Source organism: Butyrivibrio sp. AE2005 (assembly GCF_000686965.1).
Lineage (GTDB): Bacteria > Bacillota > Clostridia > Lachnospirales > Lachnospiraceae > Butyrivibrio > Butyrivibrio hungatei_A.
In genome coordinates this window covers 44763-60454 of the sequence record NZ_KK366043.1, presented here as the reverse complement: position 1 = coordinate 60454, position 15692 = coordinate 44763, and the positions used below count along the sequence as shown (strand labels likewise).

The 15692-nt window shown below is 41.3% G+C and carries 13 protein-coding genes; 6 read left to right on the top strand and 7 right to left on the bottom strand.

Annotated elements, in window-relative coordinates; all coding sequences use genetic code 11:
- Positions 1-95: 95 nt before the first annotated feature.
- From mfd to DL92_RS20520, 3 genes are all read right to left on the bottom strand, one after another.
- Positions 96-3650: a transcription-repair coupling factor gene (gene mfd, locus DL92_RS0116070; RefSeq protein WP_026656549.1), complete on the bottom strand. Its 3555-nt coding sequence runs from the start codon at positions 3648-3650 to the stop codon at positions 96-98.
- Positions 3651-4220: an aminoacyl-tRNA hydrolase gene (pth, locus tag DL92_RS0116065; protein ID WP_026656548.1), complete on the bottom strand. Its 570-nt coding sequence runs from the start codon at positions 4218-4220 to the stop codon at positions 3651-3653.
- Between the two features lie 194 nt (positions 4221-4414).
- Positions 4415-5527 carry an Ig-like domain-containing protein gene (locus tag DL92_RS20520; RefSeq protein WP_051625395.1) on the bottom strand — a complete coding sequence of 371 codons (1113 nt, stop codon included), beginning with the start codon at positions 5525-5527 and terminating at the stop codon, positions 4415-4417.
- 200 nt (positions 5528-5727) lie between these two features.
- Here DL92_RS20520 and DL92_RS0116055 point away from each other — a divergent pair, with 200 nt between their 5' ends.
- Together DL92_RS0116055 and DL92_RS0116050 are read left to right on the top strand one after the other, a co-directional pair.
- Positions 5728-6009, top strand: a complete 282-nt coding sequence (locus DL92_RS0116055) for a hypothetical protein (RefSeq protein WP_026668284.1) — start codon at positions 5728-5730, stop codon at positions 6007-6009.
- 161 nt (positions 6010-6170) lie between these two features.
- Positions 6171-6725, top strand: coding sequence for a hypothetical protein (locus DL92_RS0116050; RefSeq protein ID WP_026668283.1), 555 nt, complete (start codon positions 6171-6173; stop codon positions 6723-6725).
- An 80-nt stretch (positions 6726-6805) separates the two neighbouring features.
- Here DL92_RS0116050 and spoVG read toward each other — a convergent pair whose 3' ends face one another.
- From spoVG to DL92_RS0116035, 3 genes are read right to left on the bottom strand one after another with little or no spacing between them, the layout of a single operon-like run.
- Entirely contained in the window at positions 6806-7084 is a 279-nt protein-coding gene (gene spoVG / locus DL92_RS0116045; protein ID WP_026514385.1) for a septation regulator SpoVG, read from the bottom strand.
- A 55-nt stretch (positions 7085-7139) separates the two neighbouring features.
- Positions 7140-8258 (bottom strand): glucose-1-phosphate adenylyltransferase subunit GlgD, encoded by a 1119-nt coding sequence (gene glgD / locus DL92_RS0116040; protein WP_026656545.1) that lies wholly within the window; start codon positions 8256-8258, stop codon positions 7140-7142.
- Position 8259: 1 nt separating this feature from the next.
- The gene (locus tag DL92_RS0116035; RefSeq protein ID WP_026656544.1) at positions 8260-9528 is read right to left on the bottom strand and encodes a glucose-1-phosphate adenylyltransferase; all 1269 of its coding nucleotides are present in this window, start codon (positions 9526-9528) and stop codon (positions 8260-8262) included.
- 249 nt (positions 9529-9777) lie between these two features.
- Between DL92_RS0116035 and murC the strand changes: the two genes are divergently transcribed.
- From murC to DL92_RS0116015, 4 genes are all read left to right on the top strand, one after another.
- Entirely contained in the window at positions 9778-11172 is a 1395-nt protein-coding gene (gene murC / locus DL92_RS0116030; RefSeq protein WP_026656543.1) for a UDP-N-acetylmuramate--L-alanine ligase, read from the top strand.
- Positions 11173-11459: 287 nt separating this feature from the next.
- Complete coding sequence (locus DL92_RS0116025) at positions 11460-12551, top strand: DnaD domain protein (protein ID WP_051625394.1); 1092 nt, start codon at positions 11460-11462, stop codon at positions 12549-12551.
- A gap of 159 nt (positions 12552-12710) precedes the next feature.
- Positions 12711-13694, top strand: coding sequence for an ATP-binding protein (locus DL92_RS0116020; RefSeq protein ID WP_026656541.1), 984 nt, complete (start codon positions 12711-12713; stop codon positions 13692-13694).
- On the top strand, positions 13694-14908 hold the full coding sequence (locus DL92_RS0116015; RefSeq protein ID WP_026656540.1) for a ribose-phosphate pyrophosphokinase: 1215 nt from the start codon (positions 13694-13696) through the stop codon (positions 14906-14908). The genes DL92_RS0116020 and DL92_RS0116015 overlap by 1 nt, the downstream gene beginning before the upstream one ends.
- 36 nt (positions 14909-14944) lie before the next feature.
- Here DL92_RS0116015 and DL92_RS0116010 read toward each other — a convergent pair whose 3' ends face one another.
- Complete coding sequence (locus DL92_RS0116010) at positions 14945-15598, bottom strand: HAD family hydrolase (RefSeq protein ID WP_026656539.1); 654 nt, start codon at positions 15596-15598, stop codon at positions 14945-14947.
- Positions 15599-15692: the final 94 nt, after the last annotated feature.

The following is a 15692-nucleotide window of genomic DNA, read 5'->3' as shown; positions in this document are numbered from 1 at the left end:
TCTCAATCCGATTATCGTTTATAAATACATTTTCACCGTTTCAATTATATCATATGACACCGGAATATATTCTTAGTCAAACACCCGGTTCTGCTTTATAGTAGTTCTTCCATCGCTGCCAATATCTCTTCCGTATCCTTCAGTAGCATATCTTCCGCCTTCTCGCTGTTCTTATCCTTCTTGTACTTATAGATAAACACAGGGTTTCCGGCAGCATGGAAGCTCATCTTGCCCTCGTATCTTGCGAGGAGTTCGGGGATCTTCTCGCCTTTTATCTTGGCGTTTGGAGTTACCTTTATCTCTATCTTGCCGTCGCCGCCCTTAATTTCGGGAACAAAGAGCTTGTGCGCGGCGGTTCTTATAAGTGAGATCCTGAGGAGATTAAGAGCAGTCTTTGGAACTTCTCCGAATCTGTCGACGAGCTCATCTCTCATATCGTCGCTCTCCGTCTGGTTCTCTATGCTCGCGATTCTCTTGTATATCTCAAGCTTCTGCTCTTCGTTGAGGATATAGCTGTCGGGAATATATGCGCTGACATCAAGGTCGATGACTGTGTTGATGTCTTCTCTTGTATCTTTTTCGCCGGGGTTCTTCTTGTGGCGGACAGCTTCTTCGAGCATCTTGCAGTAAAGATCATAGCCGACAGACTGCATGTGGCCGCTTTGTTTTTTGCCCAAAAGGCTTCCCGCGCCTCTTATCTCAAGGTCACGCATAGCGATCTTAAAGCCGCTTCCGAGGTCGGTGAATTCTCTGATCGCAGAAAGTCTCTTTTCCGCAACCTCTTTTAACACCTTATCTCTCTTGTACATAAGGAAGGCGTAAGCTGTGCGGTTCGAGCGTCCGACTCTTCCCCTCAGCTGATAGAGCTGGGAAAGTCCCATTTTGTCTGAGTCGTGGATGATCATGGTATTTACATTGGAGATATCAAGGCCCGTCTCGATAATAGTCGTCGAAACGAGAACGTCGACAGTTCCGTCGATGAAGTCGTACATGATACGCTCAAGTTCTGACTCTTTCATCTGTCCGTGCGCAAAAGCAACGTTCGCTTCGGGCACAAGTTTCTGGATCCTTGCCGCAACATCCGCTATGTCATTGACTCTGTTGTACACGTAATAAACCTGGCCGTCTCTTCCAAGTTCTCTAACTATCGCTTCTCGCACAAGCTCGTCGTTGTATTCCATAACATAAGTTTGGATTGGAAGCCTGTCGTTAGGAGCTTCTTCGAGGACAGACATCTCTCTTATTCCAACAAGCGACATATGAAGCGTTCGCGGAATAGGCGTTGCCGTAAGTGTCAAAACATCAACGCTCTCTTTTATAGTCTTTATTTTTTCCTTGTGTGTAACACCGAAGCGCTGCTCCTCGTCGACGATAAGGAGCCCCAGGTCCTTGTACTGAACGTCTTTTGAAAGAAGCCTGTGCGTTCCGATAACTATATCAACCAGACCTTTCTTAAGGTCGGTAACTGTCTTTGCCTGCTCTTTTGCAGTCCTGAATCTGGACATCAGGTCAACTCTTACGGGGAAATCTCTCATTCTCTCGCTGAAAGTATTATAATGCTGCTGGGCAAGAATTGTCGTGGGCACAAGAACCGCAACCTGCTTTCCGTCCTGAACCGCCTTAAACGCCGCTCTAATCGCAATCTCAGTCTTTCCGAATCCGACATCACCGCAAACGAGTCTGTCCATAATAACAGATGATTCCATATCGCGCTTGGTCTCTTCTATCGCATTCAGCTGATCTTCCGTCTCCTGAAAAGGAAATGCATCTTCAAATTCCTGCTGCCAAACCGTATCCTTACTGAACTCAAAACCCTTTGTCTCCTGCCTCTTCGCATAGAGTTCGACAAGATCCTGCGCAACTTCTTCTACCGCTGCCTTTACCTTGTTCTTGGTATGTGTCCACTCCAAGGTACCAAGTTTGTTGAGTTTTGGCTTGTGGCCGTGACCTTCTTCGCCACCCGAAGCATACTTCTGAATAACGCCGAGTCCCGTTGCAAGAACGTAGAGATTGCCGCCGTCTCCGTATTCGATCTTTATATAATCCCTGACAACATTGTCAGTCTCAACCTTTTCTATACCTTTGTATATACCAAGTCCATGCTCTTCATGAACTACGTAATCGCCGATCTTAAGGTCCGCAAAGTTAGATATCTTCTCACCGGTATACTTGGCCTTTTTCTTTCTCTTTTTCCTTATATGCTCGGTAAAAATGTCGCTCTCCGCAATCACGGCAAACTTAATCCCCGGATACTCAAATCCCTTGAGAATCCTTCCGTAATAAGTCATTATCTCGCCTGGTCTCAGGACTCTTCCCGGATCTTCGCTGTAAAATGCGGTAACAAGATTATCCCTGAGGTCCTCGACAATTCTTTTTGCCCTCGTTCTGGAACCTGAGAGAATAAGCACTCTGTAGCCTTTTTTCACATAACTTTTAAGATCGCTTACGAGAGAATCGAAGCTGTTATTATAGGGAGCCACACTCCTTGCGTTAATGTCCCAGCTCTTTTCCGGTGAAAAGAGATTCTGGGATTTGGGCATGGCAAGTGCGGAAACAAGCACTCTTCGGCCGTTTCCCATTCTCGATATGCAGTTATCTATTGAATACAAAAGATCCATCTGCCCCGGAAGGACGTATCCCTTCTCGGCTCTGTGCGTCATGCTCTCTTTAAACTCAGCCTCGACAGCCATCGCATGCTCCAGAACCCTCTGTGGCTCGTCGATAAAGATACAGCTCTTTCCCTTCGGGAACATCTCCTGAATAGTGACGGTGTCGTCATAAAAATAACGGATGTAACTCTCGAGATTGACTACTGAGTGGAGTTCAAAGAGCTGCTCGTTTAATTCTTCCGTCTGTTTTTTTATCCTGTGAGCTTCTTCCGTCTTGAATTCAGCGCGAAGTGTTTTGCAGACTTTCTCGGTATCTTCGTTAACCCTGTCCATTCCTTCTCTGAGCTTTTTCTCATCAAGGATGATCTCTGATGCCGGGTAAATGTCGATGGATTCAAGCTTTTCAAGCGATCTCTGCGACATAATGTCAAAGCTTCTGATTGACTGGATCTCATCTCCCCAAAGCTCTATTCTGAAAGGATTTTCTTCCGTGAGGTCAAAAACATCGACGATGTCTCCTCTTACAGAAAACTCGCCGGGTCCCTCTACCTGATAATTTCTGACATATCCCATTGTAACAAGACGCTTTGCGATCTCGGTTTCATCAATCGGAACGTGCCTGTCTATGGATAGAATGTTTTCTTTTATAACTTCAGGTTTTATCTGAGGCGCCATAAGCGCTGAAAATGTCGTAACAACAGTAACGGGTCTTCCCTCAAGAAGCCTTCTCATGCAGCGTATTCTCTGTCTTACAATCTCGTTACTGTGCACATCGGCCTGGTAAAAGATAAGATCTTTAGCGGGATACACAGTGACATTCTTGTCATAAAACTTGTAATCCTCATATATCTCTTTTGCCCTAAGATCACTGTAAGTTACGATTATTCTGTACTTAAAGTCAGCCCCAAGACTGCTTATAAAGTGGAGTTTCTGGGAGTCTACGCATCCCGTCACTTCCGCACAGGCAAAGGGCTTCTCAAGATAGTTATTCAGTTCTTCGAATTCTTTTAATTCGTTTAAAGGAGTTGTTATCGCTCTCATTTATTTTTTACCGTTAAATTTGTTCATGGCACTGTCAACGCCGTTCTCCATTATCTCGCAGACCGCATCGACAGCTCGTCCTATTCCGTCCTTGATTCCGGTAGCATCCTCGCCCTCGAAATGGCCGAGAACCCAGTTCACCATATCGTATTCCTTGGGCTTCTTGCCAACTCCGACACGAACTCTGCTAAACTCGTCGTGTCCAAGCTGCGCAATAATATTCTTAAGCCCGTTGTGTCCGCCGGCGCTTCCCTTAGGTCTAACCCTGATCATACCCACATCGAGCTCAACGTCGTCCGAGATCACGATGAGTTCTGTCTTGGTATCAACCTTGAAATAGTCACAGATAGGCCTTATCGCTTCTCCGCTTAAGTTCATATATGTAATAGGCTTTACAAGAATAACCTTCTGATCACCTATCTTTCCTTTTCCATACACAGCCTTGAACTTTGTCTCCGTGAGACCAATATTATATTTATCCGACAATGCGTCTATTGTTTCAAATCCCACATTGTGTCTTGTTCCGAAATATTTCTTTTCGGGATTTCCAAGTCCCGCTATCACATACATATTGCCAAAACCCTCTTCTTTTTTCGCAAATAATTTCTTTATTAATCCTAACACTACTACATCTCCCTTGATATTACAATGTATAAAGCCTATTCAAAGTATACTTTGAAAGTTGCTTATAGTCCAACTATCAACGCAGAAAATAAGGCTGCACCGGAGTTTTGTTTCTCAGATGCAGCCTAGATTCTAATAAGTTATCTTATTTTATCAATATTGTGAACGCATTCGTCAAGTCCTATGATTTTAGTTGTCGATAAGCCGGTGTTCTCATCGTTTTCTATTTTTATGACAAAATCAATTCCAGCTTTCAGTTTATAACCTTTATATGTAACATTGATATCTGTTTGATTTGGCTGTGTATTCAATAGACTTGAAACCTCTATTACCAATCCATCCGGACTGCCTGGATCCGAAACAATTATTTCACAAGAAGCAGTAAATGCCCCATCTTCTGATGTTGCAGTAATTACAGCACTCCCCGGTTTGAACGCACTAACAAATCCATCCGGATGAACCAACGCCACAGCACTATCGCTGCTACTCCATGTAATATTTTTGTTCGAAGCATTCTCCGGAAAAAAATTCACAGCAAGTTGCTTGTGTTCATATTGATTGAGTGTAAATGAATTTTCGCTAAATGAAATTCCGGACAAAAACTTTACTTCGGATTTAGGTATCAATTTTACGCCATGCATCTCTGCCCTTATTTCCATGTACAAAGAATTATCAAGAGGATACCTCAGCTGTTCAGGCGCTTTATTCCAAGGTTCTACAACAAACATGTTGTCATCGATGTATAAATTGGGACTATCAATATAATCCTTAAGTTCCAAGTGACCACCATTTATTCTAATACTTGAATCACTGTCAAAATGAGTACTGATATGATGTCCGGAAATATAGCCACCATTAATTGTGATATTCTTATAATATATTCCTATATTCTCTGGAAGTATAATAGAGCCGCCATTTACTTCAAGATTAATATCACCAGCTACCGAACTACTATATTTTATCGTTCCGCTATTAAGGATCATTTTTCCTGAATCAAATAACTTAACACCTCTTAGCTCAAGCGTTCCGTTTCCGGATATAGTTAATTCATGACCGTTTATGCCAATATAAAAAAGACTTTTGTCAGTATCAAGATTAAGAACACTATCTTCCTTAATTTCTAATTTTTCTCCCTCATTAAGCTCACTAAGATTAATTACTGTCGGCTCGGCAGCCTTTATCGGTTTACAACACAATACCAATGATAATAAAAACAGTGCAAAGCAAATAAACAATGAATGACTCTTTTTCATACGTTTTTCCTCCAATGTACATTTTTTCGTTATTGTAAGCACAATATATTAAGAATAGCATGCATTTTCGAAAATTCAACATATTTTTGACGAACAAGTATACAAAATAAGTAAATTGAATAATAAATCAAAACAAAATGTGTTATTATATCATACAGAGGTTTATTACAAAAAATTAAATAAGGAGCTGGGGAAATACTATGGGAAACGTGATGATTGTCTCGCTACACATTTTTTTGGCTACAGTATGTTTATGGTCTATGTACAAGGCAGCAAAAAGACTTGTTGCTAAGAGAGCCGACAAAGAAGAGCATATTGATGATGTTTATGAATATGCCGGATTCATAATAGCTGTAATTATGGTACTGATGTATATTGCTCTTATATTTATGGGGGCATACGGAATTACAAGTGCATGCCCGTTGGCGTGTGCGGCAATGTGCGTGAACAATCAGCGTTTAAATAACAGAAATGAAGCTTAATTAAAAAAGGCTTGCGGAAGGATATTACTCCATTTCACAAGCCTCATTATATATCACACACATTAATACGTCTAAATTATATTGAATTTTCAGATATATGTGTTATTCTTAACTTATTGTATTCACAATACCAACAATACACATATTGGAGGAAAAATCGCATGAAAAAAAGTCACTCATTGTTGGGCATCTTTGCCTTATCCTTGGTATCATCTCTGGTATTTTTTTCCAAACCTGTAAAAGCCGCTGAAGCGGCAGACATTACTCTAAGCGCTTCTGAAGACAGTGCATTTAATACCACTTGCGAAACCACTTTTAGCAGTACAACTCCCGAAATCGATTCAAACGATACGAGTAGTAATTCTGATTACAAAGCTATATTTATCAGATATTATGTTGATGATGAAAAACATGAATTCACTGTAAATAACAACAGTGATTATTTAGAAGAAGGAACCGGTTATACCGTCAGCTACGATTTTGATGAAGAAACAGGCTCACATATTACTACTGTCAATTCAGAAGGCTTTGAAGTAACTCTTACATATTCTCCTGATGATGAGAAACGTTGCCATCCTGAAATAAAAGTAACATATAACGGCACTGTTCTAAATGAAGGTCCCGAATATAACGTAACTGAATTCCATTATGATAATCCCGGTATATCTTGGACCATCATAGGAATTGACAACTATCTTGATTATATGAATAGCTAAAGCTTACATAGAAAGGCTTGCGGAATGGTCATTCAATCCGCAAGCCTCATTTTTACTCAATATTCTATTCAGCCGTTATGTCACGCTTCCCCCTCGCTGTCTTCTGCGGCTGCTTTATCATAAGCTTCCAGGATTGTATCCTGAAGAACCTTTCTCATATCTGAGTTGATCGGATGTGCGATGTCACGATACTCGCCGTCCGTAGACTTCTTGCTGGGCATTGCAATGAACAAGCCTCTCTCGCCTTCGATTACCTTGATGTCATGAACAACAAATTCATTCTCAAATGTAACCGATACGATTGCGCGCATTTTTCCTTGTTTTGTAACTTTTCTTACTCTGACGTCTGTTATCTTCATCATATAACCCCCTCTTGGTCAAATAAATTTCATGAAGTCTGCAGTAATGGTTTACTTAGATCATGTATCTTTCGTTATTTTCAATAACTATTTTAATGCCGTCATCTTCCTTGTAGTAAGAGTTTGCCTGGATCGTGCCGTGACTTTCAACGATACAGTTCTCAATATGTGTATTGTCGCCGATGTAAACATCATTTAAGATGATAGCATTCTTAATGTAACAATTGTTTCCTATAAAAGCACCTTTAAATATTACGGAATCTTCTATTGTTCCGTTTATGATGCATCCGCTGGAGATAATGCTGTTTTTTACATTAACTCCTACGTTGTACTTGGCGGGTGGAAGGTCTACGACTTTCGTGTAGATTCCCGGATATTCTCTAAAGAAATACTGTCTTATCTCCGCTTTCAGGAAATCCATATTCGTCCGGAAGTAATCTTCAACGGAAGCGATGTTGTTCCAGTACTCTTTTATCTTGTATCCGTAAATGCGCTTCATATCTTTGTATCTGACAAGAATGTCACGCACAAAATCATATCGCCCTTCTTTATCAGCCTTCTCAATAAGTTCAATGAGTTGCCTTCGTCTGACCACGTATATTCCGCAGGATATCGTATTCGACCGCGATATTACAGGCTTTTCTTCAAATTCCTCTATCCGGCTCTCTTCATTCATTCTCACAGTTCCGAATCTCTCGGTATCCGTGTTTGCCGGCATATCCTTACACACAACCGTTATATCGGCCTGTTTCTGGATATGGTATTCGAGGAGTTTTCCGTAGTCCATCTTGTAAACGCAGTCACCGGAAGTAATGATCACATACGGTTCATGGCACGCTCTGAGGAAATCAAGATTCTGCGCAATCGCATCAGCCGTTCCCCTGTACCATAAGTTTCCGGATGCTTTTACCGCCGGGGTAAATACATACAAGCCGCCCTGCTTTCTACCAAAGTCCCACCACTTGGATGAACTCAAGTGTGCATTTAAGCTTCCCGCATTGTACTGAGTAAATACGGCAACCGTCTGAATATGAGAGTTTGTCATATTACTCAGGGCAAAATCGATACTTCTGTAAAAACCTGCCACAGGCATTGCGCAAACTGCTCTCTTCTGGGATAATTCCTGCATCCTGCTACTGCTGCCGCCCGCTAAAATTATGCCAATCGCCCTCATATCAATCACCTGCCTTATCTAGTGTCTTGCCGCTGTCAAGTTTACCATCGCTGTAATCCTTTTCAGCAGTCACACCCGAGATAACCGTATTCTTTCCAATCGTCACATTGTCGGGAATAACCGACTTCTCTCCGATAGTGCAGAGACCTTCACAATAGATATTGGGCTTCGAGTCGTTTTCTTTTTCCTCAAAAGCTCCGATTCTTACGTTGTTTCCTATAGTAACCTTCTCGGCGATGATTCCTTTTTCTATGTTGCAACCCTCACCGATAACGGTCTCATTCATTATTATTGAATTGCTGACCACAGTACCTTTCCCGATCTTTACTCCGGGGCTGATAACTGAGCTGTACACCTTTCCGTAAATCTCACAGCCTTCGCCGATGATACTTCTCTCAACGGCGCTTTCGGGTCCCAGATACTGAGGCGGTTGAACCCCGCTGGAAGTGTATATCTTCCAGTATTCCTCATAGAGGTTGAATTCGGGGACAATGTCTATAAGCTCCATGTTTGCCTGCCAGTATGATGTAAGAGTTCCCACATCTTTCCAATAGCCGTCAAACTCGTATGCATATAATGACAATCCCTGTTCCTTGCAATAAGGAATAATATGCTTACCAAAATCTAGTCCCGACTGATCCTTATTATTAATAAGAGAATCTTTTAAAGCTTCCCAGGAAAAAATGTATATACCCATTGATGCGAGATTGCTTCTTGGATGCTCAGGTTTTTCCTCGAAATCCACGATCTTCTTATTTTCATCTGCGATCATTATTCCGAACCTGCTTGCTTCCTCCATCGGAACCGGCATAACCGCAATGGTTACATCCGCTCCGCTTGATTTGTGAAAGTCAAGCATAGTCTCATAATCCATCTTATATATATGATCTCCCGAAAGGATCAGTACATAATCCGGATTATAATTTTCCATATACTCAAAGTTTTGGTAAATAGCATTGGCAGTACCGGTATACCATTCACTGTTGGAGCTTTTTTCATAAGGAGGAAGAACCGTGACTCCTCCGAAATTTCGATCAAGATCCCACGGTATACCTATTCCAATGTGAGAATTAAGCCTAAGCGGACGATACTGTGTAAGAACACCCACAGTGTCCACTCCAGAATTGATACAGTTACTAAGCGGAAAATCGATAATTCGATACTTTCCACCAAAAGAGACAGCCGGCTTTGCCATCTTTGCTGTCAACACTCCTAATCTGCTTCCCTGGCCCCCCGCCAGCAGCATGGCGATCATCTCTTTTTTTATCATGTTCCACCTCGTTGCGGATCCGGCTATAGCTGCCGGTTTTTGATACACCAAACTCACTGTCCTGTATTACAGAAAAAAATGTTACCTCTTATATATGAGTATATCATAAACATATTATTTAAAAAACATAAATACTCTAAATATAGAATATATTTTCACTCAATCAGGTTTCCGTTTTTGACTTTGTAAAAAATCGTGTTACAATATAGATTACGTTATAAAACGTATTCTATGAAATGAGGGTTTTTTATGTACACAATTGATTTCAGTAAGCCATCGCACGTTTATTTTATGGGGATAGGCGGTATCTCAATGAGCGGTCTTGCTCATATATTAATAGAGAAAGGATTCAAAGTTTCAGGTTCGGATTCAAAAGAATCTCCAATGACAAAAGCTCTTTCCGACCTTGGAGTTAACATTATGTACGGTCAGTGTGCTCAGAATATCACAGATGCGAGCCCTATTGACGTTGTTGTACATACAGCTGCCATCCATCCCGACAATCCGGAGTTCATGGCTGCAAAGGCAGCAAATATTCCCATTTTGACAAGAGCCGAACTTCTCGGTCAGATAATGAAGGAGTATAAGATTCCCATCGCGATCAGCGGAACTCACGGGAAAACTACGACTACTTCAATGCTTTCAAAGATTCTTCTTGAAGCAGATACAGATCCCACACTTTCAATCGGTGGCGTATTCAGCGACATAGGCGGAAATATCCGCGTAGGAAAATCTGATTTCTTTGTTACCGAAGCTTGTGAGTACACTAACAGTTTCCTCAGCTTCTTCCCTAAGATCAGTGTTATTTCCAATATAGATGCGGATCACCTTGATTTCTTCAAGGATCTTGATGATATAAGAAACTCTTTTTCCAAATTCGCACATCTTCTTCCCGATGACGGAACACTCGTAATAAACGGTGACATCGAGAACGTTGGCGCGATCACAGAAGGACTGGGCTGTGAAATAATAACATACGGTTCAAAAGAAGATTTTGACTACTATCCTTCTGATATAGAATATGATGAGCACGGAAATCCTTCATTTAAGGCTCATATCCCCGGCGGAAAAGTGCTTGATGTCAAGCTCGCGGTACCGGGACTTCACAATGTGTACAATGCGCTTGCTTCAATCGCTGTAAGCAATATTCTCGGAATAGATTCCGATGTGGCAACAAAAGCTCTTTCATTATTCGGAGGCACAAGCCGCCGTTTCGAGCACAAGGGAGAAATACACGGCGTTACCATCATTGATGACTACGCCCACCATCCCACAGAGATAAAGGCTACGCTCACTGCAGCGCAGAATTATCCACACAACAAGATATGGTGCGTATTCCAGCCACACACATATACAAGAACCAAGGCTCTTCTTGATGAATTTGCCGAAGCACTTTCATTTGCCGATAAAGTAGTACTTGTTGACATCTATGCTGCAAGAGAGACAGATACATTGGGCATCAGCTCACGTACCCTCTGTGACAAGATTGTTGAACTCGGCCATGATTGCACGTATTTTCCTACTTTAGATGGCTTTTCAGAAGTCGAAAAATTTCTTTTGCAAAATTGCACTAAAGGAGATTTGTTGATAACCATGGGTGCCGGAGATGTAGTAAAAATCGGCAACGAGCTACTTGGTAAGTAATACTTTTCCACTTTTCCACTTTTTTGGTTCAATTTATAAAATACATTCTTCGTGGATAACAGTCAGACTTTTCAACAAGACCTATTTTCCCGGTCTTTTTGAGAGTTTGGCTGTTTTTTTAGATTTTTTTAATAATAATCCACGTTATCCACATTATCCACAAAGATTTCCACTTTTTGCAAAACGCTCAGATTCCGCTTCTCTTCGTCACTTTTCCCATATCATATTAAAAATTACCATGCTATAATCCTACATGTGATGAAAAAGTAAAGCAGGTGATTAGAGAGATGATGGGGCGAGTAACTATCAGTACTAAGGTGGGGGAGGATTCTACCAGTGTTTCAAATATCTTTATAGATGAATACATGCAGGATGCTAACGATGCGCAGATAAAGATCTACCTTTATTTGTTGCGCATGATGAAGGCCAATCTGCCTACAAGCGTTTCTGCGTTGGCAGATAAATTCAACCATACCGAGAAGGACGTAGTGCGTGCTCTCAAGTACTGGGAGAAAAAGGGTCTTATCAGTCTTGAATACGACAACTCGGATACACTTATAGGAATACATATGGAAGATATTACTTCTCAGAAACCGGTCGCTCCACGCAAGAGCGAACCAATTATGAGAACTGTTCCCGCTTCCAAACCCGAAAGCACAATTAAGGCAAAACCTAACTATTCTGCCGCTGAACTCAGTGCTTTCAAACAGTCTTCCGCTGCGAATATCGTGTTCCCTGCAGAACAGTATTTTAAAAGACCTCTTACATCGACAGAGCTTATGACTCTGTTCTACATAAAGGATGAACTTAAGTTTTCTGATGATCTTTTGGACTATCTGATGCAATATTGCGTCGATAATCATAAGGCTGATTTCAGGTATGTGGAAAAAGTCGCAATAAACTGGACTCAGCAAGGCATCAAAACGCCAAAACAGGCTCGCGTGGAGAATTTCAAACATGATCACGAGATAATCGAGATCATGAAGGCACTCGGTATGGAAAATAGTCCCACGGAAAAAGAAGGAAACTTCATTAAATCGTGGCGTAGGGAGTTGGGTTTTTCAATGGATATCATTATGGAAGCCTGCGACCGTACTGTTATGGCGACACAGAAGAATCGTCTCAAATATTGTGACTCAATTCTTCGAAACTGGCATGCCAACAATGTTTCTTCAAGGGAGGATATTGCCAGACTTGATGCTGACTTCACTGAAGATCTCCGCAAAAAGAGATCGAAGGCTTCCGTGGCATCCATTAATACCAAAATCCGCTCCGACGAATCATATATTCGCCCAAGCGGAGTCCAGAACCGCTTTAATCAGTTCCAGCAAAATACATATAATTTTGCTGAGCTTGAGAAGCAGCTTTTGGACAACTGATGCTCATATTTGATTGGGGAATCAGATACGGGTACATACATACTCGGCCCTGTACTTTGGCTCGGTGGCGGCACAAGCCTTCCCTGAAACACGTACAGGGCATAAGTATGTAAGCGAAACGAATAGTGTAGCGATTTGCATTTTGAAAGGTATAAACATATGGCATTGACCAACGCGCAATTCGATGAAATAATGCACACTTATGAAGAGATGCGCTCTCTTCACAGACAGGAACTCGAGGAGCGAAAGCGCTCCGTCTACGAAACCATCCCCGGATACAGGGAACTGGAGGACAAATCCTCTACCATAAGCGTTGATTTCGGAAAAAGACTTCTTTCAGGCGAAAGGCTTGACCGCTCGGTGTTAAGGCACCAACTGGCAGAACTCGCCCGTCAAAAAAAATTGCTTCTTACCGAATCCGGATTTTCCGATGATTATCTCGATATGGGCTACTCCTGCCCTTATTGCAAAGATACAGGTTATATCGGTAATGAAAAATGTCACTGTTTCAAGCAAAAGATAATTGAAAAGCTCTACGACAGATCAAATCTCAAAGAAATGGCAAAGACTGCCAACTTTAAACTTGTAAATGAAAAATATTATCAGGGCGACGATCTGCAGAGATTCCGCGGTGCGCTAAAGACCGCTGAACTTTTTGTAAACTCTTTTAACTCTGACTACCAAAATCTTTTCATTTATGGTACAGTGGGTGTTGGCAAATCATTCCTGTCTACTTGTGTTGCCAATGAGCTGCTAAAAAAGGGACACTCCGTGATATATTTCAGCTCATCGGGCTTGTTTGAACTTCTGGCAGAAAATTCATTTGACTACAAGAACAAACAAGAACTTCGCGGAATATATGATGATATCTATAACTGTGAACTTCTTATAATAGATGATCTCGGTACGGAGCGCACAAACAGTTTCGTGTCTTCCGAGCTTTTTTCATGCTTAAATGAACGAGATCTTCGCAAGAAGTCAACAATCATTAACACTAATCTGTCTTTGGAAGAAGTACAGATTATATATTCGGACCGTATTTTTTCAAGAGTTGCAAGCAACTATAAACTGCTAAAGCTCTCAGGTCCTGACATCAGGAAAATCAAAAAGATTGCCATAAAAGAAAGTGAGGATTTTCAGTAATGCCTAAAAAAGAAGAGAAACGTAATCTGGAAACAATTCCCGTTGGATCATTGGGAATCATTCCATTAAAAGGTGTTAAGACCTTGGCTGAAAAGGTTGATTACTATCTCGTAAAATGGAGAGCCGAAAGAGAAAACGAACACAAAGGAAGCTTGGCCTTTACAGGTTATGAAAGACCATCTTATATCCTTGAAGCAGAGGTACCGAGATTCGGAACAGGTGAAGCAAAAGGTGTTATTAAAACTTCCGTTCGTGGAGATGACCTCTTTCTTCTTGTAGATGTTTGTAACTATTCACAGACATACTCAATGTTTGGCAGAGAAAATCACATGTCTCCTGATGATCATTATCAGGATCTTAAGAGAATTATCGCTGCTGTAGGAGGAAAAGCCAGAAGAATAACCGTTATCATGCCTTTCCTTTATGAATCAAGACAGCATAAGAGAAATTCAAGAGAATCTTTGGACTGTGCTATTGCCCTTCAGGAACTTGTAAGCATGGGCGTAGACAACATCATTACATTTGATGCTCACGATCCGAGAGTACAGAATGCTATTCCTCTTAACGGTTTTGAGACCGTTAGAACAACATATCAGTTTATCAAAGCACTTCTTAGAAATGTCTGGGATCTCAAGATTGATTCAGACAACATGATGGTAATAAGCCCGGATGAAGGCGGAATGAGCCGTGCAATCTATCTTGCAAGTGTGCTCGGTCTCGATGTGGGAATGTTCTACAAGCGTCGTGACTATACACAGGTTGTAAACGGAAGAAATCCTATCGTTTCTCACGAGTTCCTTGGAACAAGTGTTGAAGGCAAATCTGTTATCATTGTCGACGATATGATCTCCTCAGGCGAAAGTCTTCTTGATGTTGCCAAGGCTCTTAAAGAGCGTAAAGCTGCAAGAATCTATGCTTTCTCAACATTTGGTCTTTTCACAGGCGGACTGGATGTATTTGATGAAGCATACAAGAACGGTATCATAGATAAAGTCTTCACAACAAACCTTATTTATCAGACACCTGAGCTTCTCTCTCGTGAATGGTACATAAGCTGTGATATGAGTAAGTATATTGCTTACCTTATCGATACTCTTAACCACGACGCTTCTATCAGCGATCTTCTCAATCCTGTTGAGAGAATCAACAGTATTATTGAAAGATACAACAGCGGCGAGCTTAAGGCTTCACTTGAAGCAGAGAAAAAAATCTGATAAAAAATACGAACTGTTTAGTTGAATGGAATCCACTCAACTAAACAGTTCTTTTATATTGATCAAAGAATCAATCTTCTTATATAGTACCTTCTGCAATTCTTCATCAGGCTGCGTCAGATCGGGAATCATGATAACATTGCAACCTGCGCGGTATGCGCTCATCACGCCGTTTGGTGAATCTTCAACAGCAAATGTTCTGTCCGGTGAAAGTCCAAGTTGCTCACACGCATATGCATATATATCAGGCGCGGGCTTTCCTTTTTCTACCATGTTTGCACATATTATCTTATCAAAGTATTCAAATAGTCCTATCTTTTTAAGATAACGCTCAGTCCTCTCATAATCATTGGCTGTGGCAATACATGTAAGTATTCCGTTTTCACGAAGCCAGGTAAGTATCTCTTTTGCCCCAAACTTAAGTGGTATTCCGCTCTCGCGTATCATCTCTTCGACAAGACCTTTTCTGTACTCTCTTACTTTCATATAGTTAAAGTCTTCGCCGTACCACTCTTTGAATTTCGCAGGTGCAAAAGGCCTCCCAAGAGACCTAAGTTCAAGCGCCTTCTCTTTTTCCATGGTATATCCGAAATGTGCAAGTGCCTTTGGCCACGCAATCTGATAATACTTCTCCGTATCAGTCAAAGTCCCGTCGAGATCAAAGATCACTGCTTCTGCTTTTTTATCCAAATCTATACCCTCACTCTATCTGCTTTTTCCACTATCCTATAATACCATGACTTCGTATTATTTATATTCCTATCCCACAATACTTTGTAATATA